The 22,067-nt window shown below is 67.7% G+C and carries 21 protein-coding genes; 12 read left to right on the top strand and 9 right to left on the bottom strand.

The window, feature by feature from the left end:
- The first annotated feature begins 13 nt into the window (after nt 1–13).
- The 6 genes from POL67_RS04295 to POL67_RS04270 all read left to right on the top strand — a co-directional run bounded on the left by POL67_RS04295 (nt 14) and on the right by POL67_RS04270 (nt 8,757).
- Nucleotides 14–538, top strand: a complete 525-nt coding sequence (locus POL67_RS04295) for a hypothetical protein (RefSeq protein ID WP_271915754.1) — start codon at nt 14–16, stop codon at nt 536–538.
- 37 nt (nt 539–575) lie between these two features.
- Nucleotides 576–1,040: a GNAT family N-acetyltransferase gene (locus POL67_RS04290; RefSeq protein WP_271915753.1), complete on the top strand. Its 465-nt coding sequence runs from the start codon at nt 576–578 to the stop codon at nt 1,038–1,040.
- Between the two features lie 188 nt (nt 1,041–1,228).
- Nucleotides 1,229–3,409, top strand: coding sequence for a prolyl oligopeptidase family serine peptidase (locus POL67_RS04285; protein WP_271915752.1), 2,181 nt, complete (start codon nt 1,229–1,231; stop codon nt 3,407–3,409).
- A 107-nt stretch (nt 3,410–3,516) separates the two neighbouring features.
- Nucleotides 3,517–4,014 (top strand): hypothetical protein, encoded by a 498-nt coding sequence (locus POL67_RS04280; RefSeq protein WP_271915751.1) that lies wholly within the window; start codon nt 3,517–3,519, stop codon nt 4,012–4,014.
- A gap of 185 nt (nt 4,015–4,199) precedes the next feature.
- Nucleotides 4,200–5,111, top strand: coding sequence for a peptidoglycan DD-metalloendopeptidase family protein (locus POL67_RS04275; protein ID WP_271915750.1), 912 nt, complete (start codon nt 4,200–4,202; stop codon nt 5,109–5,111).
- A gap of 163 nt (nt 5,112–5,274) precedes the next feature.
- Nucleotides 5,275–8,757: a serine/threonine-protein kinase gene (locus POL67_RS04270; protein ID WP_271915749.1), complete on the top strand. Its 3,483-nt coding sequence runs from the start codon at nt 5,275–5,277 to the stop codon at nt 8,755–8,757.
- A 51-nt stretch (nt 8,758–8,808) separates the two neighbouring features.
- Here the strand turns inward: POL67_RS04270 and POL67_RS04265 are convergent, their stop codons facing one another.
- Nucleotides 8,809–9,759, bottom strand: coding sequence for a hypothetical protein (locus POL67_RS04265; protein ID WP_271915748.1), 951 nt, complete (start codon nt 9,757–9,759; stop codon nt 8,809–8,811).
- 235 nt (nt 9,760–9,994) lie between these two features.
- On the opposite strand from POL67_RS04265, the gene POL67_RS04260 reads away from it, so the two are divergent.
- Both POL67_RS04260 and POL67_RS04255 read left to right on the top strand, forming a co-directional pair.
- A complete protein-coding gene (locus POL67_RS04260) occupies nt 9,995–11,341 on the top strand; it encodes a sigma 54-interacting transcriptional regulator (RefSeq protein WP_271915747.1) in 1,347 nt (448 codons plus the stop codon).
- Nucleotides 11,342–11,502: 161 nt separating this feature from the next.
- Entirely contained in the window at nt 11,503–12,003 is a 501-nt protein-coding gene (locus tag POL67_RS04255) for a hypothetical protein (RefSeq protein WP_271915746.1), read from the top strand.
- Between the two features lie 27 nt (nt 12,004–12,030).
- Here the strand turns inward: POL67_RS04255 and POL67_RS04250 are convergent, their stop codons facing one another.
- From POL67_RS04250 to POL67_RS04225, 6 genes are read right to left on the bottom strand one after another with little or no spacing between them, the layout of a single operon-like run.
- Entirely contained in the window at nt 12,031–13,467 is a 1,437-nt protein-coding gene (locus tag POL67_RS04250; RefSeq protein WP_271915745.1) for a M23 family metallopeptidase, read from the bottom strand.
- Between the two features lie 53 nt (nt 13,468–13,520).
- The gene (locus POL67_RS04245; RefSeq protein ID WP_271915744.1) at nt 13,521–13,826 is read right to left on the bottom strand and encodes a glycosyltransferase; all 306 of its coding nucleotides are present in this window, start codon (nt 13,824–13,826) and stop codon (nt 13,521–13,523) included.
- Nucleotides 13,787–14,962, bottom strand: coding sequence for a glycosyltransferase family protein (locus POL67_RS04240; RefSeq protein WP_271915743.1), 1,176 nt, complete (start codon nt 14,960–14,962; stop codon nt 13,787–13,789). The genes POL67_RS04245 and POL67_RS04240 overlap by 40 nt, the downstream gene beginning before the upstream one ends.
- Before the next feature lie 26 nt (nt 14,963–14,988).
- A complete protein-coding gene (locus POL67_RS04235) occupies nt 14,989–15,489 on the bottom strand; it encodes an adenylyl-sulfate kinase (protein ID WP_271915742.1) in 501 nt (166 codons plus the stop codon).
- Nucleotides 15,486–16,592, bottom strand: a complete 1,107-nt coding sequence (locus tag POL67_RS04230) for an aminoglycoside phosphotransferase family protein (protein ID WP_271915741.1) — start codon at nt 16,590–16,592, stop codon at nt 15,486–15,488. The genes POL67_RS04235 and POL67_RS04230 overlap by 4 nt, the downstream gene beginning before the upstream one ends.
- Nucleotides 16,593–16,633: 41 nt before the next feature.
- On the bottom strand, nt 16,634–17,038 hold the full coding sequence (locus POL67_RS04225) for a CBS domain-containing protein (RefSeq protein WP_271915740.1): 405 nt from the start codon (nt 17,036–17,038) through the stop codon (nt 16,634–16,636).
- Nucleotides 17,039–17,231: 193 nt separating this feature from the next.
- Between POL67_RS04225 and POL67_RS04220 the strand changes: the two genes are divergently transcribed.
- Nucleotides 17,232–17,636, top strand: a complete 405-nt coding sequence (locus POL67_RS04220) for a hypothetical protein (protein WP_271915739.1) — start codon at nt 17,232–17,234, stop codon at nt 17,634–17,636.
- 12 nt (nt 17,637–17,648) lie between these two features.
- Here the strand turns inward: POL67_RS04220 and POL67_RS04215 are convergent, their stop codons facing one another.
- Nucleotides 17,649–18,209 (bottom strand): hypothetical protein, encoded by a 561-nt coding sequence (locus tag POL67_RS04215; RefSeq protein WP_271915738.1) that lies wholly within the window; start codon nt 18,207–18,209, stop codon nt 17,649–17,651.
- Nucleotides 18,164–18,787, bottom strand: coding sequence for a hypothetical protein (locus POL67_RS04210; protein ID WP_271915737.1), 624 nt, complete (start codon nt 18,785–18,787; stop codon nt 18,164–18,166). Before POL67_RS04210 ends, POL67_RS04215 begins: the two co-directional genes overlap by 46 nt.
- 164 nt (nt 18,788–18,951) lie before the next feature.
- Here POL67_RS04210 and POL67_RS04205 point away from each other — a divergent pair, with 164 nt between their 5' ends.
- From POL67_RS04205 to POL67_RS04195, 3 genes are all read left to right on the top strand, one after another.
- The gene (locus tag POL67_RS04205) at nt 18,952–19,365 is read left to right on the top strand and encodes an STAS domain-containing protein (RefSeq protein WP_271915736.1); all 414 of its coding nucleotides are present in this window, start codon (nt 18,952–18,954) and stop codon (nt 19,363–19,365) included.
- 116 nt (nt 19,366–19,481) lie between these two features.
- A complete protein-coding gene (locus POL67_RS04200; RefSeq protein ID WP_271915735.1) occupies nt 19,482–19,784 on the top strand; it encodes a hypothetical protein in 303 nt (100 codons plus the stop codon).
- Nucleotides 19,785–19,810: 26 nt separating this feature from the next.
- Nucleotides 19,811–22,051: a TOMM precursor leader peptide-binding protein gene (locus POL67_RS04195; protein WP_373372347.1), complete on the top strand. Its 2,241-nt coding sequence runs from the start codon at nt 19,811–19,813 to the stop codon at nt 22,049–22,051.
- Nucleotides 22,052–22,067: the final 16 nt, after the last annotated feature.

Here is a 22,067-nt window from a genome sequence, read left to right as displayed (position 1 = left end):
ACCCTCGCCCTCGATGCCGGACGAACTGCCCGAAACCCCACCCGCGAAGCCACGCCGGAGCCCGTTTCGGCGCCTCGTCCTGCTCGCGCTCTTCGCGCTCACGCTCCCCTTCGATTGGGGAGAGCACTCCTCGTGTCAAGGGAGCCCGAGGACGTTCACCGGGATCGAGGTCCTCACCGAGCATCCGGAAAACGGCATCAGCATCGCCGTCCTCATCCTGACGCCGGTCGTGCTCGGCTTGCTGCAGCCTCGCATACGCAATGCCGTCGCAGGCCTGCTCACGGAGTTTGCCTCGATGCTGTTCGCCTCGCTCGGGACGATGTTTTGCTTCGTCAACGCCGTCCTTGCGGGCGGCATCGCGCCGTCGAGCGGTCGTGTCTATCCGGCGCCGTGGATCGCCACCTTGGCCACCCTCCTGACGGTCGTCGACGCAGGCCAGGGCGCGGTCGAGCGCATCCGCGACATCGTTGCGAAACGAAAACAACGGCGGGAGACAGCCTTGAGCGACGAACCTGCAACGCCTTCCCCCGAACCTTGACGCGCGGCTCTGCAGCCGACACGGTACACGAATCCCCATGATGTTCCGTGATGCCCGCCGCGAGGATGTCCCGACCGTGGTCGCGCTCCTCGCCGCCGACGCGCTCGGCGCGACGCGCGAGACCGCCCAAGGGCCGCTGCCCGAAGGCTACTATCGGGCGTTCGAGGCGATCGAGCGCGACCCGAACAACCGCCTTGTCGTGGTCGAGGACGGCGGCGTCGTCCTCGGTTGTTTGCAGCTCACGTACATTCCGGGCCTCTCGTATCAGGGCGGCCTGCGCATGCTGATCGAAGGCGTGCGCGTGGTCGAGAGCCGCCGCGGCGAGGGCGTCGGGCGGCGCATGATTCAGTGGGCCATCGAGGAAGCGCGGGCGCGCGGCTGCCGCCTCGTGCAGCTCACCACGAACAAGGCCCGGACCGATGCCAAGCGCTTTTACGAACGCCTCGGCTTCACCGCGTCCCACGAGGGCATGAAGCTCGACCTCGGGACGCCTCCTGCCTGAACGGCGGATTGCGCCAGGGCGGCGGGCGTCGTGGCCGCGGCCTCGATTGCGTCCCGCTGTTCGACATTCCTCGATTGTCCGTCCGCGAAGCGACCGACGAACCCCTGCACTTCCTAACGCAGCACGCCGCGACGACGAGGCCTGAAGTGGCCTTCCTCTGCGCCCGGAAATACGCTTTACTGCGGCCCATGCGAACCCTGGCTCCCCTTCTCGGCGCGATCTTGCTCGCCGCATGTGGCGCCCCGCCGACGCCACCCCCCACGCCGCCGCCCGCCGCGACGGTCGCGACCGCCACGACGGCCACGACGGAGGCCCTGCCGATGAGCAAGCCTGAGCCCAAGGTCGAGGATCCCTACCTCTGGCTCGAAGAGGTCCTCGGGGACAAGCCGCTCTCGTGGGTGGCCGAGCGAAACGCCACGTCGAAGGCGGAGCTCGAAGCCGCACCCGGGTTCGGCGCGCTGCGCGATCGGCTGCGCCGCATCTACGATTCCAAGGAAAAAATCCCCACGCCCCAGGTGCGGGGCAAGTACGTCTACAACTTCTGGCGCGACGACACGAATCCCCGCGGCCTCTACCGGCGCGCCACGCTCGCCGAGTACAAGAAGCCGGCCCCGAAATGGGAGCTCGTCCTCGACCTCGACGCCCTCGCCAAGGCTGAAAAAGAGAACTGGGTCTGGCACGGCGCGGATTGCCTGTACCCGAAGTACGAGCGTTGCCTGCTGCACCTCTCGCGCGGCGGAGCGGACGCGTCCGTCCTCCGGGAGTTCGACACCGTCAAGAAGCAGATGGTCGAGGGCGGGTTCACGCTGCCGGAGGCGAAGAGCTCGGTCCACTGGAAGGACATTGACACGGTGTACGTCGGGACCGACTTCGGACCCGGTTCGCTCACGGATTCGGGGTATCCGCGGATCGTGAAGGAGTGGAAACGCGGGACGAAGCTCGAAGCCGCAAAGACGTTGTTCGAGGGGCAAAAGACCGACATGGTCGTGAGCGGCGAGCGCCAGTTCGACCACGGCAAGGAGATCGACTGGATCTCCCGCAGTCCGTCGTTCTTCACGGAGGAGCTCCACGTCCGCAACGGGGACAAATACGAGAAGATCGACAAACCCGAGGACGCGGAGGCGAGCGTCTGGGATGGCCAGCTCCTTCTGCGGCTGCGCAGCGCGTGGACCATCGCCGGCAAGACGTGGCCGGCGGGCGCCCTGCTCAGCACGCCGCTCGCGGACTACCGCGCCGGAAAACGCGAAATGATCATGCTCTTCGAGCCGAAGCCGAACACGTCGCTCGAGAGCTACATGGGCCTGAAGACGGCGTTCATGACGGTCGAGCTCGAAGACGTGAAGAGCTCCGTATTCGTTCATACGCGTACGAAAAACGGGTTCGTCCGGACGAAGGTCGACACGTCGCCCATGAGCTCGGTCTGGGCCTGGGCGTATGACGAGCACACCTCGGACGACTACTGGCTCATGGAGAGCAATTTCACGGCGCCGGAGACCCTGGCCCTCGGGAGCGCGACGAAAAAGACGCGCGCCGAGGTCGTGAAGAAGAATCCGGCTTTCTTCGAGGCCGCCGGGCTCGAAGTCGTCCAGCGGTTCGCGACGTCGAAGGACGGGACGAAGGTGCCCTATTTCCAGATCGCCAAGAAAAACCTCCCGCTCGACGGCAGCGCGCCCACGCTCCTCGAAGGGTATGGCGGATTCGAGGCGTCCATGACCCCGTCGTACCACGCGGCGACCGGCGCCGGGTGGCTCGAACGCGGCGGGGTCTACGTCGTGGCCAACATCCGCGGCGGCGGCGAATATGGCCCGGCCTGGCACCAGGCCGCGCTCAAGGAGAACCGGCAGCGCGCGTACGACGATTTCATTGCGATCGCCGAGGATCTCGTCGCGCGCAAGGTCACCACGACGGCGAAGCTCGGCATCATGGGCGGCTCCAATGGCGGCCTGCTCATGGGGGTCATGATGACCCAGCGGCCGGATCTCTTCGGCGCCATCGTGTGCCGCGTCCCCCTGCTCGACATGATGCGCTACCACAAGCTCCTCGCGGGCGCGTCGTGGATGGAGGAGTACGGCGACCCCGACAAACCCGAGGAGCGGGCGGCGCTCGCCAAGTTCTCGCCTTACCAGAACCTCAAGAGTGGCACGCGGTACCCGCGCACGCTCTTCACCACGTCGACGCGGGATGATCGGGTGCATCCGGGCCACGCGCGCAAGATGGTCGCGCGGCTCCTCGAGCTTGGGCAGGATTTGCTCTATTACGAGAACACCGAGGGCGGCCACGGCGGCGCCGCGAACAACGAGCAACGCGCCTACATGGACGCGCTCGCGTTCACGTTCCTCGGCAAGCAACTCGGCCTGCCGGCCAAGTAACGCCCTCCCCTCGAATCCCCCATCGCCGAGCGCCGCCCGGGCACGCGTGTTGCCTTTACGACCCCGAAATGGGTGAAAAACCCAGATTCGAGATCGCGAGGTATGACATGCAAGGCAGGGCGACGAAGTGGATGTATGGCATCGTGGCGACGCTCGGCGTGGTGGTCTTGGCGATGGGGTGCAGCGGGAGCGACGGGTATGGGGCGTGCCCGGTGGACAACTGGAGCGATGAGGTCTGCACATGGGAAGGCGGGATCACGTTCGTACCGGACAAGGTCTCGCTGGCCGACGGGTTCGTCTTCGTGCACGGCGAGATGATGTGGTCGCCTTGTGCCATGACCCCAGGCAAACAGATTCGCTCGTACGGCATCGACCCGATGACCGCGGTGACGGAGCGGATGGACGCGCCTGCCGACGCGGAGCCGGTGCCCCTCCCCGCCCAGGGCAAGATCGAGGTGAAGCTCCCAGGGACCATGCGCCGCGTGGTCATCGACCCCAGCGCCACCATCTCCGTGAACAAGTCGAAGCTCCCGATCGGAGAAGTCGTGAACGACGACAACGGAATCACCTTGCCGATCGAGCTCGAAGCCGTCTGCGATGAATGAACGGCCCAGGGTGGGGAACGGTTGCCCCAAGGGTGGGGAACGAGGACCCCACCCTGAGCCTCGGTTTCGTAATGCGGCACGCCGCCGTTTTCCGCAAAAGTTCTGCGGATGTGGAGCGGCGGCCCGATTTCGTGATCCACCCTCCAGGATGATGGGTCGGTACGCGCATTGCTGAATGGTCGGCCATGCGAACGACGTCGAAGTGGGCCCTTGTCTCCAACGTGCTCGTCCTTGCCTGTGGCCTCGCGCTGAGCGGCTGCGGCGGCGAGCCGCCGGACGAGCTCGATCCGGCCTCGGCGCTCGGCGGCGACGAGTGGCTGGACGACGGCCCTCCGCCGGGAGAGGAAGCCGTGGACGAGGAGCTCGGCAGCACGAGCGAGGGCGTGAGCGACATGCCCGCCTTCCAGCTCCCGTTCCCCTGCGGGCAGGTGTGGGCCGGACAAACCCGGACGAACCATAGCCCCCAGAACTCGGTCGATTTCAACCGCAACGATGACATTGGCGACGCCGTCGTGGCATCGGCCGCCGGCAAGATCACCCGCGTCGGAAACGAGGGCAACACGAGCTACGGCCGCTGGATCGAGATCGACCACGGCAATGGCTACCGCAGCCGGTATGCGCACTTGAACTCGCAGCTCGTCTCGGTCGGGCAGAGCGTGAGCAAGGGCCAGAAAATCGGCACCGTGGGCAACACCGGCGGCTCCACCGGCGCGCACCTCCATTACGAAGTGCGCCGCAATGGCATCGCCATCCGGCCCGTCTTCAACGGCGCCACGGCGTTCTTCTACGGCACCAAGAACTACACGAGCAAGAATAGCTGCAGCGGCAGCGGCGGCGGCGGCGGGACGTCCGTCACCGGCACCGTGAACACGAGTGGCATCAATCTCACGGTACGCGCGGACGCGAGCACGAGCAGCGCCGCGGTGGGCTCGGTCGCGGACGGCGCCAAGGTCACCATCACCTGCCAGAAGAACGGGACCTCGGTGACGGGCACCTACGGCACGTCGACCCTCTGGGACTTCATTGGGAACGGCTACGTGTCGGACGCCTATGTTTCGACCGGCTCGGACGGTCAGGTCGCGCCGACCTGCAAGTGAGCCCGCCCTCCCCGGGTTCGTCCTGACAGAAAGCTCGCCTCCCGCATCTCCGCTCCACGTGTTCCTTGGTCTCCCGGTTGCAAGGGAGTTCGTCACGCGACCGGCGCCGCCTTGCGCATGTAGCGCTTGACGAGCGACGGCATTCCGAGACCAAGGTGACGTGATGGGCCAGCCACCCAAAAACGGCCAGAAGCAAGAGGCCCTCTCGGGTCCGGGGGGTTTGGGGGCGCAGCTCGGCTCGTCCGAGCGTAGCCCCCAAGCGTCGGACGAGGCGCTTGCGATCGCCGATACGGTCGCCCCGTCTCCCCCAGAAAAAGCAGCCCCGATCACGGTGAAGCTGGCCCGCGAGAAGCGCCGTCGACGCGGCGCAAACCGCGCAGACGAAACGCCGCCAGCGGCGAGCGCATCCCCCGCGGAGGCGCCCACCGAGCCGCCCCCCGAGGTCTCCGCCGACGTACCTGCCGAGATTCCCGCCGATCTGCCCGCCGTCTCCGAACGCTCCCCGCTCGCGGATCCCAAGCGCTGGGATCGTTACGAGATCGTACGATTCCTCGGCCGGGGCGGCATGGGCTCCGTCTACGAGGCCCGCGACCGGCGGCTCGCCCGTCACGTGGCGATCAAGTTCATCCACGGGGCCGATCCCATCACGACGAAGCGCTTCCTCCAGGAGGCGCGGGCGCAGGCGCGCATCGATCATCCAAACGTCTGCAAGGTGCTGGAGGTGGGCGAGGTCGAGGACAAGGCGTACATCGCCATGCAGCTCGTCCAGGGCCTCTCGCTGCATGACGCGGCGCAGGCGATGACGATCGACGACAAGGTCCGCGTGATGAAGACGGTCACCGAGGCCGTCCACGCCGCGCACCGCATCGGCATCATTCACCGCGACATCAAGCCCGCGAACATCATGGTGGAAAAGAGCGCGGGCGCGGACACGCCTCCCTCGTATCGACCCGTGCTCATGGACTTCGGCCTCGCGCGCGAGGCCAGCGAGACGAAGGGCCTGACCGAATCGGGCACGGTCATGGGGACGCCGGGGTACATGCCGCCCGAGCAAGCGCGCGGCAGCGTCCGCAGCATCGATCCGCGCAGCGACGTCTACAGCCTCGGCGCGACGCTCTACGACATCCTCGCGGGCGCGCCGCCGTTCGAGGACGAGAGCGCCGTCAACGTCCTGCTCAAGGTGCTCATTCAGGACCCGGTGCCGCTGCGGGAGAAGGATTCGTCGATCCCGCTCGCCCTCGACATCATCGTCGGCAAGTGCCTGAACAAGGAGCCCCACCAGCGGTATACGACCGCGGCCGAGCTCGCCGACGATCTCGATCGCTTCCTCAACCGCGAGCGTGTGCTCGCGCGCCGCCTCGGGCTGCCGACGCGCCTCTACTGGCGAGCCAAGCGCAACAAGCCGATGGCCTTCGCGGTGATCGCGCTGGTGTCGAGCCTCGTGGCGTTCGCCGGCTACGGTGTCCGCACGGTGATCGTCAATGCCCGGAACGAGGCGATCGCGCAGAAGCGCGCCGAGCTCGGGCAGAAGCTCGGCCAGGCGGTGAAGGATCTCGAATGGCTCGTGCGCAGCGCGTACCTCGTGCCGCTGCACGACACGGGCCCCGAGAAGGCGGTCGTCCGCGCGCGCATGGCCGAGATCGAGGCCGAGATGCAGAGCTTCGGCGACCTCGCGGCGGGGCTCGATCATTATGCCCTCGGCCGCGGCTACCTCGCGCTGAAGGAGTGGGACCAGGCGCACGCGGAGCTCGCGCAGGCCGCGACGCTCGGGGTGCGCGAGCCCGAGCTCGATTATGCGCTCGGGCGTGTGCTCGGCGAGCTCTACAGCCGGGCGATCGAGGACGCGCGCAAGAGCGGCGACAAGAGTTACTTCGAGAAACGCAAGCAGGAGCTCGACAAGGAGTACCTCGAACCGGCGCTCGCCCACCTCACGCGCTGCCGGGGCCTGCCGACGGTGCCGGCGAGCTACCTCGAAGGCCTGATTCACTTCTACAACCGGCGCTACGACGAGGCCCTCGCGAGCGCACGCAGTGCCCGCGGCGGTCTGTCGTGGCTCTACGAGGCCGAGAAGCTCGAAGGCGACGTGTTCATGGCCCGCGCCCAGGGCGCGAAAGACCGCGGGGACAACGACCTGGCCGAGCAGGATTTCGCGCAGGCGGTGGCGCATTACGAGCAAGCCGCGGACATCGGGCGGAGCGACCACCAGATCTACGAGGCGCTCGCGGAGGCGTGGATCCGGCAGGAGGAGATGGACCTCTACAGCGGCCGTGATCCCAGGCCGAAGCTCGACAAGGCCCTCGCCGTCGCGGACAAGGCGCTCCTGGCGGCCCCCGCGGAGTCGGACGGGCACACGAAAAAGGCGTTCGCGTACCACTTCCAGGCGCGGTATGCGCAAGGCCACGGAGCGCTTCCGAGCGAGGTCGAGCGGCTGTTTCGAACGCAGATCGACGTGGGGCAGCGAGCGATCGCCCTTCACCCGAGAGATGCCTACGCCCAGGAGATCACGGGAGCGGCCTACACGAAGCTCGCCGAGCACTTGCTCGACCGGGGGCAGCCAGTGCAGCCCTTGCTGGACAAAGCGCATGCGTACCTGGAGGAGGCGATCCGCCTGAACCCCGAGTTCCCGTGGGCGTACAATGACTACGGGCTCGCCCTCGGCTATTCTGCGGCAAACAAGAAAAGGCACAACGAGGAGTGCCAGGATTTGCTGGAGCGTGCCATCGAGACGACCAAGAAGTCGACCCAGCTCGATGAAGGATACGTCATTGGATACAACAATACGGCCGTCTGGCTGACGGATCTGGCGCAGTGGCAATCCGACCACGGAAAGAACCCGGAACAGCCCGTCCAGGAGGCCGTACAGGCGGCGGAGCGTGCAATCCAGATCAACCAGCAGAACCCGTTGGCGCACGTGAATGCGGGTCTGGCCACCATGAATCTCGCCTCGTACAGGCTCGATGCGGGGAAGGATGGGCGGCAGCTCGGCCAGGAGGCCATCGATCGCTTCAAGGCCGCCCTCACCATCGACCCCAATTTCGTGTACGTCCAGCACGCGCTGGCCCGCGCGTATCACCTGCTCGCCAGCCACCAGCAGGCCCAGGGCGAAGATCCCCGGCCGAGCCTCGACGCGGGGCTACGCGCGCTGGAGCCGTGTTATCGCATCGAGCCAGAAAACCCCGATTGTAAAGCCGTGGAAGCATTGCTCCAAGCCGCGCAGGGTACATGGGCTTCGAAGCAAGACGCTTCTTCCCTTGCGTCCTTCGAGCAAGCCCAGCTCCGCGCGCGAGAGGCAACGCAGAAGGTCCCCGAGCGCGGGGAGTTGTGGCTCTTGCTGGGGGAAGTTTGCCTCGACCGGGCCGAAGCTCTGCTCGCCAGCGAGCGCCCGAAGGTCCCGCCAGGCCCCGTCGTGGACGAGGGTCTCCGCGGCATCGAGCAAGCGCTGAAGCTCGCTCCTGGCCTGCCGCGGGCGCTCGCGATCGAGGGGGCGCTCTACCTCGCCAAGGCGCGGATCGCGCCGGCGCAGGAGAAAACCTCGCTCGAACGCGCCCAGGCGAGCTTCGCGCGTGCATTCGCAGGAAACCCGCTCCTCGAGGGTCGTTATGGGAAGGTGGCCGCCGACGTGAATCGAAGGGTTCAGGGGCGGTAGGCGAGGAGGAGAGGGCGGGGACGTCGAAAGAAAATGCGGCAGGACGACGGTTCACTCGGCCGGCGGGACGAAGGTCGTGAACACGTTCGTGTAGCTGCGATTCGGCTCGCGGGTCGAAAAGAACGAGGGGCAATACCAGAGCCCGCCGCCGGCGTCGACGAGCGGCGCATTGCAGCGCTTGTTCGCAAAGTTCTGACCGGGCGACCCCAGAATCGCCCCGGTCAGCACGATGCGGTGCGTGCAGTTCGTGTCGCCCTCGGCGCAGCAGTAGTTGCCCTGCGATCCGAAGCAGGCACGCCCGCTGTCCACCGGGTCCGCCGTGTCGGGTCCCGCCACGTATGCGGTGGGATTCGTGGCGAACAGGTTCCCGAAGAACCCGCCCTCGCGGATGTTGAGGCTCGGATCGCTGCAGAGTTCACTGAAGGGCGCACCGCCCGGGCCGACAATACAAATCGCGAGATCCAGGTTGTTCCCGTTGAGCAGCGAGAGGAGGCAAGAGCTGACGCGCTCGCGTTTGTCCTCGCCGGTGAGCCGATTGGTTTTCCAGCCCGGATAGAGCTCCCATTGCCCCGGGAACGTCAGCGTGCCGTCGTTCGTCGAAATCGTGAAGCTCGACGACACCGAGCACTTCGCGATTCCCTTCATCATCGGGCCGCGGTTCGTCGCGTCCGCGGCCATCCACGACTCCCATTCCGGCTTCAGCGTGCAGCCCGTCGCGGTCACCGTGCCGTTCTTGCAAAGCGGCAGCGGATCCGGGTTCGCGGACGAGGTGATGCCAAAGCTGTTCGTCACGCTGCGCATGAGGGGATCACTGTCGATGGCGAAGGGCGGGAGGTTGTTGGTGCCCGTCGGGCCGGTCGCCTGCACGGCCTCGTCCACCTCCCCCTCGAAATCCTCGACGTCGACGGGCTCACCCCCGCAGGCCGGAAGCGCCGCAGCCGACACGAGGAGCGCGCCGGCGAACCCGAACCGCGAAACCAGATGCGTGAGCTGCGTCGTCATAATGATTGTCCTCCTCTAAGTCCTTGGCATCTGGACTATCCACGTTCCGTGCCAGTGCCGGGAACACTGCGAAAAAGGCCGTTCACGCAACGATTCCCCCCGCGCGGCGCGCTGTCTGGAGGCCCCAGCCTCCATGCCTGGAGGCCCGCCCCTCCATCCCCTGGAGGCTCGTCCCTCCAGGACGACCGCCTCGACCCGCCACCCCGCCGCGAGCGCCGCGTGGTAACGTGCGATCATGTCGACGGATGGCACCCTGCTCCTCCGCCCCAGCGCGAAGGAGCTGCGGCTCGAAGGTTTTTCGCTCACCGTGATCGAGGGCCCGGACACGGGGGTGTCACTGCGCGCTCAGAAGAGCGAGGTCTCCGTGGGCACCGCCCAGGGCAACGACCTCGTGCTCTCCGACCCGACGGTCTCCCGCCACCATATCAGCATCACCGCCACGCCCGAGGGCTTTTTCCTGCGGGATTTCGATTCCTCGAACGGCACCTGGATCGGCAGCACCCGGATCCTCACGGGGTATATCGACGACGGCGCGCGCGTCCGGGTCGGGCGCACGACCCTGCGCGTCGACCTGCTCGACGAGGACATTTGCGAGGCCTTGAGCCCCGAAGATCGATTCGGCTCCGTCCTCGGCGCGAGCGACGCCATGCGCCGCATCTTCGCCGCCCTGCCCCGCATCGCCCCGTCCGAGACCACCGTGCTGCTCGAAGGCGAGACCGGCACCGGAAAAGGCGTCCTCGCCGCGGCGATCCACGAGGCGAGCGCGCGCGCCCGCTCCCCGTTCGTGGTGCTCGACTGCACAGCCATCGCGCCCACGCTCATCGAGAGCGAGCTCTTCGGCCACGTGAAAGGCTCCTTCACCGGCGCGAGCGCCGATCGCCCCGGCGCCTTCGAGCAGGCCGCCGGCGGCACCATCTTCATCGACGAGATCGGCGAGTTGCCTCTCGACATGCAGCCAAAGCTCCTGCGCGCCCTCGAGGAGAAGACCGTCAAGCGCGTCGGCGGCAACCAGCGCATCCGGCTCGACGCGCGCGTCATCGCCGCGACGAATCGCGATCTCCGCACCGAGGTCAACCGGGGCACGTTCCGCGCGGACCTGTATTACCGCCTCAACGTCGTGCGCATTCACATCCCGCCGCTGCGCGAGCGCACCGGCGACGTCGAGCGGCTCGCGCGCCATTTTTATGCCGAGCTCGCGCCGCAGCGGACCATGCCGGCCGATCTGCTCGAATCCTTCTGCCGCCAGGCGTGGCCGGGCAACGTGCGCGAGCTTCGGGCCGCCGTCGAGCGCGCGGTCCTGCTCGACGATCCGGCCCTCCTGGCGCTCGGGAGCGGGCCTTCCGAGGGCAGCGCGGGCCCCGCCGCGGAAGGCGAATTCGATCTGCGCGTGCCCTACCGCATGGCGAAGCAGAAGGCCGCGGACCGCTGGGAGGAGCGCTACGTGCGCGAATTGGTTTCGCGCGCCAAAGGCAACGTGTCCGAGGCGTCGCGGCTCGCGCGCATGGACCGGAGCCATTTGCGGACGCTGATCCGGAAATACGACATTCGCAGCGGGGACGAGGGCGACGGCGGCGAGGGATGAGGCCGAGGGACATTTTCGCCGTTCTATGCTTCGCGACAGCGTGTGACCGAGCCGCGCCCCCGCCACCGGCGTCCACGGCGCCGCTTATCCCGTCGGCTCCGCTCGTACCGAGTGCACCGAACGCCGCCACAGCGCCTTCGGAGGCCTCGGCGGCGCCCCGCGTGTGTCCTCCACGAACGGGCTCGCTCAAGCTCGTCTGGACGAACGCCTCGTATCAACTGGTCTTCGACGACGCGGCGCTGCCCTGCCTCTCGGACGCCGAGCGCGCCGCGGTCGCGTATGTGGGCACGACGATCGGCACCGAATGCGAATGGGCGCCGGGCACGGACCTCGCGGCGCCCGAGCGCATGGATTGCAAGCTCACGACAGCGCTCGGGCTCGGGTATCAGTGCGAGGCCAAGCACAAGGATTTCCTCGTCACGTGGCTCGGCGACGACATCCCCGCGCAATGCGCGCGTATCCCCACGACGGCCTTCGCGCAGACGGCGCTCCAGGAGCTCTCGTTGCGAAACGAACCCACGACGCTCGTCGTGGCGTACAAGGCCGTCACGACGACCGGCCCCGGGGGCGAGGCGTGGTCGTGGTCGGAGACGATCGGCTTTCAGGAGAAGGGCCCGAACGCCCTGAAAATTGTCTATCGCAAGCCAGTGGGCAAACGCTGAGGTTCGCGGGAGCGGCCCGCGGGGCGCTCAGAAGTGGTGCGCATCGATGAAATCGTGCGGGGCCAGGATCTGGTAGCCGTTCAGGCTGCACCCGTTGTTTGTCCCCGAGGCCGTGTACGATTCCGGCGCGTTCGCGAGGTCGGCATGCCCGAGCCCCGGGACGCCGCCCGATCCATCATATCCGCAGGCGCCTCCGCCGTTCAGGCCCGCGATCTTGTCGCAGAGGCTCTTCGGCGCGATGAAATAATGCAGGTGGGAGTTCGACCCCTGGTCGAGGACCGTGCCGATTTGATCCCCGCGCTTGACGGATTGTCCCGGGGAGACCGTGCGCGTGGCCAGGTGGCCATAAAACGAGCACACGCTCGTCCCGTCCGGCATCGGGTGCTGGACGAGAATCACGTTCACGTAAGAACTCCCGTTCGGCGCGGAGACCAAAACGACCCCGTCCGCCACCGAAGAGACGGGCGCGTTCGCCGCGCCGGCCTTGCCGATGTCCTCGGCGAGGTGCGCCCCGCCGTACACGTCCCAATAATGCCCGAGGACCTGCCAGACCTGCCAGCCGGCTCCGCCCGCCGGACTCGTGCTCTTGTCACCCACGGGGTATCCGAAGGCCCCGCCGGCCGGCGGCTGCGAATTCGGGATCCCAGGGCCACAGCACCCTGCCTTGCAATCCCACGTGAGGACCCCCGAACCCTTGCAAGCGCCGTTATTTCCGTCGTCGCAGTTCGCGGTCGAATTGTAGAGCTGCGCGAGCACACCACACGAAGGGCTGCAGCAGCGCACGCAATCACTCGTCGGCGTGCCCGTCCCCGCGCACCAGTTGTGGGTGCCGTCGTCGCACGTAAAGGTGCCGCCGGGCCAGCCATTGGCCTGGGCCAGATCCGCGCAGCTCGCTTGCCCCCCGCCACCGCTGCCGCTCGACCCCGGGTTCGTGCTTCCCTCGACGAGCGCCTCGATCTGGCATTGCGCCACGGGGTTGCCCGGGTTGCCCCCGTTCTCCCCCTCGACGAACGTGAACGTCAGGACGCCGGGATCGAAGCCGTACACTGTGTACGTCCACGTATACGGCCCGGATCCCAACACGCCGCCCCATTGCGAGGCGGGCGCCCCCGGCCCCGTCACCTTCATGTTGACGTAGGCATAAGGCGTCTGGTTCGTGTACGAGACCGTGAGGATCGGCGAGGTGATGGGATTGCTGTCGAACGCGAATCCCGCGTCGCACGGCAGCATCGGCAGGCTCCCGCCGCTCCCCGAGCCGGGCCCCACGCCCGTCGAGGACGTCATTCCGCCCATCCCGCCGCCGCCGCCCATTCCCGCGCCGCCCGTGCCGGACCCGGTCGTGCTGCCGCTGCCCCCTTCCCCTCCGCTGCCCGAGGACGACGACGCGCCCGGCGCGGAGCACGCGAGGGGCAGCATCGCCAGCAGAAAAAGACGCGAGCGCGTGGTTCGTGACGCGAAGGGCATGGCACGAACGAGACTATCGAAGGAATGGAAGCGAGGGAAGCCCTTTCACCCCCTCATGCCGCGAGGAGACGCCCGATGATCGCGCCATACTGGACGAGGTGCCGGATCCCGAGAAATCGTTCCCGCACGCGCGCGCGCGCAGCGACCCCGAGGCGCTCCGCCAAAGCTCGATCCGCGAGGACACGGTGCAGTTCGCCCGCGAACGTATCCAAATCGGCCGGATCCCGCAAAAGGACCCCGCTCACCCCGTCCTCGATCTGATCCTGGATCCCGCCGACGGCGCTGGCGATCACGGGACGCGCCTTCCACATCGCCTCCGTCACCGTGAGGCCAAACCCCTCGTGCAGGCTCTTTTGCACGACGATCGCCGCGTGGCGTTGCAGCGCATGACGATCACCGCATTCTCCTCGACGTCCGCGGTCGGCAGCATCGCGAGGTGGACGTGCGCGCGGATGGCCGGCGGTTGTTCGAGAAAAGCACGGGAGACGGCCTCGAAGACGGCGGGGCCCTCCGGATCGTCGGCCACCGCGCGCACGTTCGGGCCCGCGAGCACGAGGTCGACCGCGGGGGCCGCGTGGTGCTGCACCATGCTCGAAAAGCCGCACAGCACGCCGAGCATATCCTTCAGCGGGTCCCAGCGGGACACCTGCACGACGAGCGGCGTCTCCCAGGCAGGCGCGCGACCGAGCCGAAGGATGTCAGCCGATCGCTCCACGCGCCCAGGCGTGTCGTCGCTGCGCACGAACGCATAATTGGGCGACGGCGGCGGAGGCCCTTCGAGGATGCCCACGTGGACCAGAATCGAGCGGACGGTGTGCTCGTCGAGCTCGATGTTCTTCGCGGAGAACGCGTCGATGCTCGGCTGGACGATCGACGCCCGCCCGTCGCGATACCGCGCCGGGACATACCTCTCCCGGGAAAAGATCATGCACCCGACGCCGTCGAGGTACCGCGCGAGGAACCGCCAGCCGAGCTCGACCTCTTCATTCGTCTCGTCCGCGCCGATGTGGCACCGCCAGAGGACCCGCGCGCCCGCCGCGAGCAGCATCGGCGCGAGGCCCGCGGGCTGCGGATCGTGCAGCAGCACCACGTCGCCGGAGCGGACGAGCTCGCGCAGCTCGACCGCATTGCGGCAGAGGGTCGACGCGTACACATGATGCGCGGCCTCGTCGAGCGGAGAGCCGTCGCCGCGATCGCCGTGAAGGGCGTGGTGCAGGCGCTTCGTGATTCGAAAGAATTCGGGCGCGCCGCCGATGGTCAACCAGCGCACGTCGAGGCCCGCGCCGCGCGCGTACCCGAGGAGCGAATGCAGCATTTCCGCCACGCCGCCGCCCACGGCCGTCGAGTTGACGTTCCAGATGACGCCGCCGGCCAGCCGCTCGTGGAGCCCCCGCGCGAGGCTCCGCGCATCGTCGACCGCGGTTTGCCCCAGCAGGGGCACGAAGCGCTCGAGGGAGCGGATCTGCGCGTGGACTTCCTGCACGAGGTCCATCATCGGGCTTCTAAAGCCGACAGACCCGTTCAGGCGGACAGGCGGACGATTTTCTGCACGGCCTCCTCGTCGTGCCCGCCGAGCGCGACCACATCGGGCGCCTCGGGCGGCTCGTACGGCAGGTCGAAGCCGGGCAGCCCCGAGACCTTGCCCTCGCGCGCCGCCGCATAAAGCCCTTTCGCGTCCCGCTCCGCGCATCGCTCGGGCGCGGCGCGAACGTACACCTCGAAGAAGCGGGGCGCGACGGCGCGCGCCTTGTCCCGAAAGACACGCAGATGCGCCGTCGCCGGCACCAGCACCACGTGTCCTTGCCGCGCCAGCATCGCCGCCAGGTTCGCCAGCGTCTCGTAGAAATCGGCCCGCGCCTCCTCGCCATACCCCGGCGGCGGCCGCATCGCCGCACGCACCACGTCCCCGTCGAGCAAAATGCTCGACCTGTGTTCCTCGACGAACCGCCGAAACACTCGGTCGGCCAGCGTCGATTTCCCCGCCGACGGGAGCCCGGTGATCCATACGACCGCGCCGTTCACGAGAAGAGGCCCTCCGCCTCGTCCGGATCGAAGCACGGCGCATCGAGGATACGCTCGACGAACCCGAGGAGCGCATCCCGCGTGCTCGCGTGAATCGACGGATACCAGCGGGGATTGCAGAGTACGAGCGCCCGCCACGCGAAGAAGGGCGCGGCCACGGAGAAAAGCTCCCGATCCCCCGTCACATCGAGGTACGTCTGGAAAAACGTCCGCCAGAGGGTCCGGAACGCGCCCTGCCAGGAGCCAGGGGCTTCGAGCGCGAAGAACAGATAATTGATCGACAAACACGTGACGTCATCCGCGGGATCCCCGGCCGAGCCGCGGCTCGTGTCGAGGAGCCGAGGTTCGCCCGCGCGGTCGAAGACCACGTTGAACGGGTGGAAATCGCCGTGCGTGCGGCGGAGGCGCTCGCCGCGGCCCTTGAGCTTCCACCGCCACGCGAGGCACCGCTGTTCGATGCGGAAGAGCCGCTCGGGCGGCGCCATCGTCACGCCCACCGGATACCCGTCGACGAGCCCGAAAATGCCCTCGCCGTGCCCGAGGAGGTCCCGGATCGCGCGCCGGTACGTCGCGGGTGCGTCCAGACGAACCGCGTGGACCTCCGCGCAGAGCCGCGCGAGCGCCTCGCAACGAGCGATGTCCCGGTCGGTGAGGGTGCGCTCGCGGGCGATCCGCCGGAGATCGTCAGCGTAGACGTGCCCCTCGACGTATTCGGTGATGAGGTAAAACTCGCCGCTCCGTCGCAACGACGCGAGGCGGCCGTCGTCGAGGACCGCGCCCACGTCGAGCGCGCACACGTGCCGCGGGATTCGCGCGAAGCTGTCGAACGCGAGGAGCAAGTTCGCGGCCCGGTCCGCACGCCGGTCGTGCCCGAATTCGTCGGGTTTGGCCGTGTGCAGGCAGAGGTCGCTCTCCGCGCCGTCCGGCCTGCGCACCCGGATTCGCAAGGGCACGCCGTATCCGATGGCCTTGCCCGTCGCCCCGCCGTCGTCGTCCTCGTCGGGGCCGAGGCGCGAGACGCGCAGCACGGCCGCGCCCGGCATCACGCTGGCGACCAGCTCGCTCACCTCGTCCTCGATCTCGGGCGGCTTGGCTCTCGTCATCACGTCACCTCCGAAAGGGTTCGGACGAACGGCGCGCGCCGTCATCCTTTGTCGTCGAGCGCGTCGGCCAGGGCGCGGAGCGCGTCGGTCGTCGTGAAGACACCGACGACGTGCCCCTCTTGCATCACGACGGCCGCGCCGTACCGGTGCTCCGCCATCTCGCGCGCCACGCCCGCGAGAGGGGTGCTCGGCGCGGCCGTGAACGGCAGCGGAGTCATCGCCTCCTCGACACGGAGCTTGGCTGAATCCACGTCGCGGAGCGCCTCGACGAACGCGAGATCCCGCTCGGAGAGGATTCCGATCAGCTTGCCGCCCCGAAGGACGGGCAGGTGCCGGATCTCGTGCTCGCGCATGAGTTTGTGCGCCTGCACAAGCGTCTGATCGAAGCCGATCGAGTGAGGGCTCCGGGTCATGTAGTCCGAGACGGTGGGGTTCTTCGTGTTCATGGGGTCCTCGGCGGAGAAGCATAGCAAGACTGTGACCAGACGTGCTCGCGCGGCGCCTCGCGGCGGATCGTGGTCGAGCAGGCGCCAAACATGCGCCGCCGCGCAATCGGTGCGCCTCGCATCCCTCCTCGGGGTCGGCCTGCCGCTTCGCTTGTCGAGCCCGGACGCACCGGGCATAATGGCAGTCGAGAGCATGAAAGCCCCGGACGATCAACTCCAGGCCCTTGACGGCGCGCTCCGGCGCGCGCTGACAGCGCTCGCCACGCATCCGTGGAAGAGCCGCGTGGACGACGTCGCCCGCGCCGTCGCAGCGACTGATGTCGGGCTGCGGGTGATCCTCGCCGCGCAGCTCACGGCGAACCTGTGGCATTCACGCCAGTACGACGAGGACGAGGTGTATCGAGAGGAGCAGGATACCTACGAGGGCGCGGTCTTCCATGCGGCGAGAGTGGCGCGGGAGCTGCTCGCGTACGAGGAGGTCGAGGGGTACATGCTCGCCCATCCCGGGAGCCGGGAGGTGCAGGGGCTGCTCTCGTACAAGGAGGCGACGGATCGAATGCGCGCGAGTGTGATGAAACAATGCCGCGTCGCGCGGTGATCGAGCGCGGCGTCAGCGCCCTGTTTCGATCGACACCGGCACGACCAAGGTCACGCCTTTGCCGGACGGCGGCGGAGGATACGTGCTGGTCCGGAGGACCCGCGAGACGCAGCTCTTCACGGGTCTCCAGGCGAGATGGTTCCCGGACACGTGATGGACTGCGGAAAAGTCTGTCACGCCAAACCGATCGATCTTGAACCCGATCTCGAACGCGGTGGCCCCGTCTCCCTCGGGCCCTGATCCTGCGTCGTTGCATGAGTGGATGCGCGGGGAGAGGCGCTCGATGTGCTCCGCGAGGGCGGCGGCTGGATAGTCCCCCCCGAACGTCTTCAGCGCGCCGAGGGTCACCTTGGCGCGCGGCCCTGGACCCGGCTTGGGCTCGGATCCTGCCTCCGTGGCGTCGACCGCGGCCCCATGCTCGCGCGCGCTTCGTCGCTCCGCCGCGGCGAGGGCGAGCCGCATCCCGCACCGGCCCCGCGCGCCTGCATGGTCGTGACGACCTTCATAAGGAATGTCGTTGCAATCGGTCAGCGGTACGTCGGGGAACAACGCCTCGACGTGAGCTCGTTGCATGCCTTGACCTGACCCGCCTCGCATCCCGGACGAGCCGCCTCGACCGCGGCGATCCAGCGCTTGCGTGTCGCGAGACAGCTCCCGTCCTTGCCCCCGCCCTCCGGGAGCGCGCAATACCGCTCGGAAGCGGAGGCCGCGCGTGTGGCATCCTGGCCGAGCATCAGGCGCGAAAGCTCCTCGCAACGCGACGCGGCCCCGAGGGAGCAGGCCCGGTCGATCAGATCCACGAGGCCCCGCTCGGCCTCTTCCACGAAGGGGTCCGGCGGCGCGCCTTCGTGTTTCTGGGCGTAGCGCACCTGGGTCGCCTTCACGCGGATGCCATCGATCGCCTCCGTGCACGCGTCGAGGTGACCGCCGAGGCAACCCTTGCGGAAAGCCCCGAGCGCAACGTTCCCCCCGCCGGCCTCCGTCGGCTCTTTTTTCTGCCGGCCCAGCGTGTGACACCCGCCCTCGCCCGCGACTCCCTCGGCGCACGCGCGCTCGCATGCCTCCGTGTCGCCGTCGACGCAGGCGCGCGTGGGCTCAGGCCGCGGTTTGCAGGTGCAAACGACGGCGATGACGAGGAGAAGCGCGCGCATGACCCGATGGTACCCACGCGCCCGTGCCGCACAAGGTGCCGCACCGTGACCTCATTGGGAAGGATTGAACCCGTACCCGAGTAAGCGCTATCATCATCCTCGGGGGACGTGTGCGCGCGAAGGCAGCGCCACTTCCGGGGCGTGCAGGTCGAGGGGAGAAAATTATGATGGAAGAGCAAGCATTGGGCATCGAGGCGCTTCGTTCCGAGATGGCGGATCTACGGAGGCGCCTGCAGGAAGCCGAGATGCGCAGCAGCACGCTCCGGGATCTCATCGACTGCGTGCCCGGCGCCGTGTGGGAAAGCTGGTTCGTCGAAGATCCGAGCCGCGGTCGTGTCGGTTATGTGAGCGGGCAAATCCTGGACATGACCGGCTACACGCCGGCCGAGTGGCTCGCGATGCCGAGCCGCGCCGCGCGTTCGGTCACGCTCCTCGGGGCCGAGCCGATGCTGACGGGCATCCGCCCCGAGGTGGCGCAGACGCTCGTCTCGATGGGGATCGACCTCTCTGGAATCGGCACGCACAGCACCCTGCAAACGGGTATCGCCCAAGCGATGCGTCGCGCCCGCACTGGATAAAAGAACAGCTCCTTGTCGAAAGCCGGGACGCACCTCGGCGTCAGCGAAATCCTTCCACGATCACGCTGGCGAGTGACATAAAACTGTGCTGATGTATGGGGTTTCGAGGGGGGATCATGAAGAAGCAGCATACACTCGACAGGGTGCAGTGGGGGTTTCTCGTGGCACATGCCTGGGCAGAGGCATCGTTCCGCCAGCAGCTCGCGCAGGATCCTTCGGGCACAATCAGAATCTTCGCAAAACAGCAATTTGGTCTGGAAATCGACCACGACGTCGCGCTCCCGCTCGACTTGCCGCTGCCGCCGGCCGATCTCGCGATCGAGGCACTCGCGCTGGGGATGGGGCTCGGGCCAGCCCCCGCGACGGCGTGCGGCTGCGGCACCGCGGGTGAGGTTCATTCAGGCGCAGGGAGAAACTGATCGGAGGCGGCGTCGCCCGACCGCTCATGCTCGCTCGCCCACGTTTCAAACACTCCTATCGCGTCGAGCCCATCGAGGGCGAGGGCGTCTACCTCCTTTGGGAGGGGGGTAGCCACGTTCTCCACGGCCGAGCCTATCAGGCGTTGGCACCTCTCCTGACCGGGACGCTCACCGAACAGGAGATCTGCCAGCGCCTGGAGGCGCACGTTTCGCCCGCCGAGGTTTTTTACGCCATCACCATGCTGCGCAAGGGCGGCTTCGTCACGAACGACGCGGCCGATATGCCTCGCGCGGAGGCCGCCTTTTGGGACACCCTCGGCGCCGCGCCTGTGCAGGCCCGCGAGCGCCTGCGCGGAGCGCGCGTCGTCCTCATCAACATGGGCGACGTGGATACGAGCGCGATTGCCGAGGCCCTCGCCGAGCTCTCGATCGAAACGGTCGCCGAAGGGGAGCTGCCCCTCGTCGTCGTGGACGATTACCTTCGCCCCGAGCTCGAAGCCTGGAACCAGGCCCAGCTCGAAAAACGAACGCCGTGGCTCCTCGTTCGACCGACCGGTAGCGATGGCTGGCTCGGACCGCTTTTCCTTCCCGGCAAGACTGGCTGCTGGCGTTGTCTCGCGCATCGCCTGGAGGGGCATCGCCGGGTCGAGCGTTATCTTGAGCGCCGTACGGGCAAACCCGTGCATCCGCCCGCCCTCGCCGCGCTCCCCTCCACACGACGCGCCCTCGCCGCCACGATTGCCACGGCCGTCGCGCGCTGGGCCGCGATGGGCGAGATTCCAGACCTCGAAGGGCGGGTCGTCACGATGGGCACGACCACGTTCGAGAGCCGCGCGCATCTCCTCGTGCGGCGCCCCCAATGCCCGGCGTGCGGGGATCGTGAAAGGATCGCGCGGGGACAAGAATGCCCCGTCCTTCTCGAACCCACGCCGCGCACGTTCTCGGCGGACGGCGGCTTCCGGCAGACGACGCCCGAGGACACGTACGATCGGCTCTCCCATCATTTGAGCCCCGTCACGGGCATCGTGAGCCGCCTGCACCGCAACGTACGCCCCAAGGACGACCTTCGGCTCGTCTTCTCGTATTCGACCGACCATAATTTTTCGCAGATGGCGCACGACCTCTCGTCGCTCCGCAGCAGCCTGCGCAGCCATTCCGGCGGCAAAGGTCGGACGGATATCCAGGCGAAGACCGGCGCAATTTGTGAGTCGATCGAGCGGTACGCGGGCGTCTTCCAGGGCGACGAGGCGCGCGTCCGCGCGGTCCAGACGGAGCTCGGCGAGGCGGCGATCGACCCGATCGTCCTGATGGGGTACAGCACCCGTCAATACGACGAGCGCGCGCGGTGGAATCGGCACGGCGAGATGAGCACGTGGGTGCCGGAGCCCTTCGATCCGGCGCAATCCATCGAATGGAGCCCGGTCTGGTCCTTGACCGAGCAGCGGCGGCGTTATGTGCCCACCGGGTTCTGCTATTACGGCTATCCGTTTCGCGAGGGCCCCGTATTCACCCGAGCGGACTCGAATGGCTGCGCGGCAGGCAATACACGCACCGAGGCCGTGCTTCAGGGGTTTCTGGAGCTCGTGGAGCGCGACGCGGTCGCGCTCTGGTGGTACAACCGCCTGCGCGTGCCGGGGGTGGATCTCGGGAGCTTCGAGGAGCCTTATCTCCTCGACACCGTCGCGCACTGGCGCGCCCGAGGACGCGAGTTATGGGTCCTCGACCTGACAAGCGACCTCGGCATTCCCACGTTCGCGGCGATTTCCCGGCAGATCGAGGGGCCCTTTCCATCGATCCTGTTTGGCTTCGGCGCGCACCTCGACGCTCGCCTGGCCTTGGTCCGCGCGGTCACCGAGCACAACCAACTCATGCCGTTCGCGTTCACGGGCGACGCGGGCACACCCTCGCCGGGCGGGCTGATCGTCGATTGGTTGCGGCGGGCAACGCTGGAGTCGGAGCCTTATTTGATTTCGAGCACAGCCACGCCGCGCACACCGCGTGATTTCGCGCTGCCCATCGGCGACGATCTCCGAGAATCCGTGAAGTTTTGCATCGAGCGCGCCCGTGACCGCGGGCTCGAAACGCTGGTGCTCGATCAAACCCGGCCCGATACAAGCCTCGTGGTGGTCAAGGTGATCGTGCCGGGGCTCCGCCATTTTTGGGCGCGCCTCGGCCCCGGCCGGCTTTACGACGTGCCTGTCGCCATGGGTCTGCTCGAATCGGCTCTCCCCGAGGAATCCATGAATCCCCACCCGATGTTCGTCTAGCGCGGGCTGCGGAGGA

This window comes from Polyangium mundeleinium, from assembly GCF_028369105.1.
Taxonomy (GTDB): Bacteria; Myxococcota_A; Polyangia; order Polyangiales; family Polyangiaceae; genus Polyangium; species Polyangium mundeleinium.
The sequence above is the reverse complement of the archived record's forward strand: the minus strand, read 5'-3'. Positions and strand labels throughout refer to the sequence as shown.

Bases quoted from the DNA above. Each gene is read 5' to 3' on its own strand.
- POL67_RS04280 (WP_271915751.1), top strand. From the start codon at position 3,517: ATGCAAGGCAGGGCGACGAAGTGGATGTATGGCATCGTGGCGACGCTC.
- POL67_RS04260 (WP_271915747.1), top strand. From the start codon at position 9,995: ATGTCGACGGATGGCACCCTGCTCCTCCGCCCCAGCGCGAAGGAGCTG.
- POL67_RS04205 (WP_271915736.1), top strand. From the start codon at position 18,952: ATGATGGAAGAGCAAGCATTGGGCATCGAGGCGCTTCGTTCCGAGATG.
- POL67_RS04195 (WP_373372347.1), top strand. From the start codon at position 19,811: ATGCTCGCTCGCCCACGTTTCAAACACTCCTATCGCGTCGAGCCCATC.
- POL67_RS04225 (WP_271915740.1), bottom strand. From the start codon at position 17,038: ATGAACACGAAGAACCCCACCGTCTCGGACTACATGACCCGGAGCCCT.
- POL67_RS04295 (WP_271915754.1), top strand. From the start codon at position 14: ATGCCGGACGAACTGCCCGAAACCCCACCCGCGAAGCCACGCCGGAGC.
- POL67_RS04285 (WP_271915752.1), top strand. From the start codon at position 1,229: ATGCGAACCCTGGCTCCCCTTCTCGGCGCGATCTTGCTCGCCGCATGT.
- POL67_RS04240 (WP_271915743.1), bottom strand. From the start codon at position 14,962: ATGATGGACCTCGTGCAGGAAGTCCACGCGCAGATCCGCTCCCTCGAG.
- POL67_RS04290 (WP_271915753.1), top strand. From the start codon at position 576: ATGATGTTCCGTGATGCCCGCCGCGAGGATGTCCCGACCGTGGTCGCG.
- POL67_RS04265 (WP_271915748.1), bottom strand. From the start codon at position 9,759: ATGACGACGCAGCTCACGCATCTGGTTTCGCGGTTCGGGTTCGCCGGC.
- POL67_RS04270 (WP_271915749.1), top strand. From the start codon at position 5,275: ATGGGCCAGCCACCCAAAAACGGCCAGAAGCAAGAGGCCCTCTCGGGT.
- POL67_RS04215 (WP_271915738.1), bottom strand. From the start codon at position 18,209: ATGCAACGAGCTCACGTCGAGGCGTTGTTCCCCGACGTACCGCTGACC.
- POL67_RS04230 (WP_271915741.1), bottom strand. From the start codon at position 16,592: ATGACGAGAGCCAAGCCGCCCGAGATCGAGGACGAGGTGAGCGAGCTG.
- POL67_RS04250 (WP_271915745.1), bottom strand. From the start codon at position 13,467: ATGCCCTTCGCGTCACGAACCACGCGCTCGCGTCTTTTTCTGCTGGCG.
- POL67_RS04200 (WP_271915735.1), top strand. From the start codon at position 19,482: ATGAAGAAGCAGCATACACTCGACAGGGTGCAGTGGGGGTTTCTCGTG.
- POL67_RS04210 (WP_271915737.1), bottom strand. From the start codon at position 18,787: ATGCGCGCGCTTCTCCTCGTCATCGCCGTCGTTTGCACCTGCAAACCG.
- POL67_RS04220 (WP_271915739.1), top strand. From the start codon at position 17,232: ATGAAAGCCCCGGACGATCAACTCCAGGCCCTTGACGGCGCGCTCCGG.
- POL67_RS04275 (WP_271915750.1), top strand. From the start codon at position 4,200: ATGCGAACGACGTCGAAGTGGGCCCTTGTCTCCAACGTGCTCGTCCTT.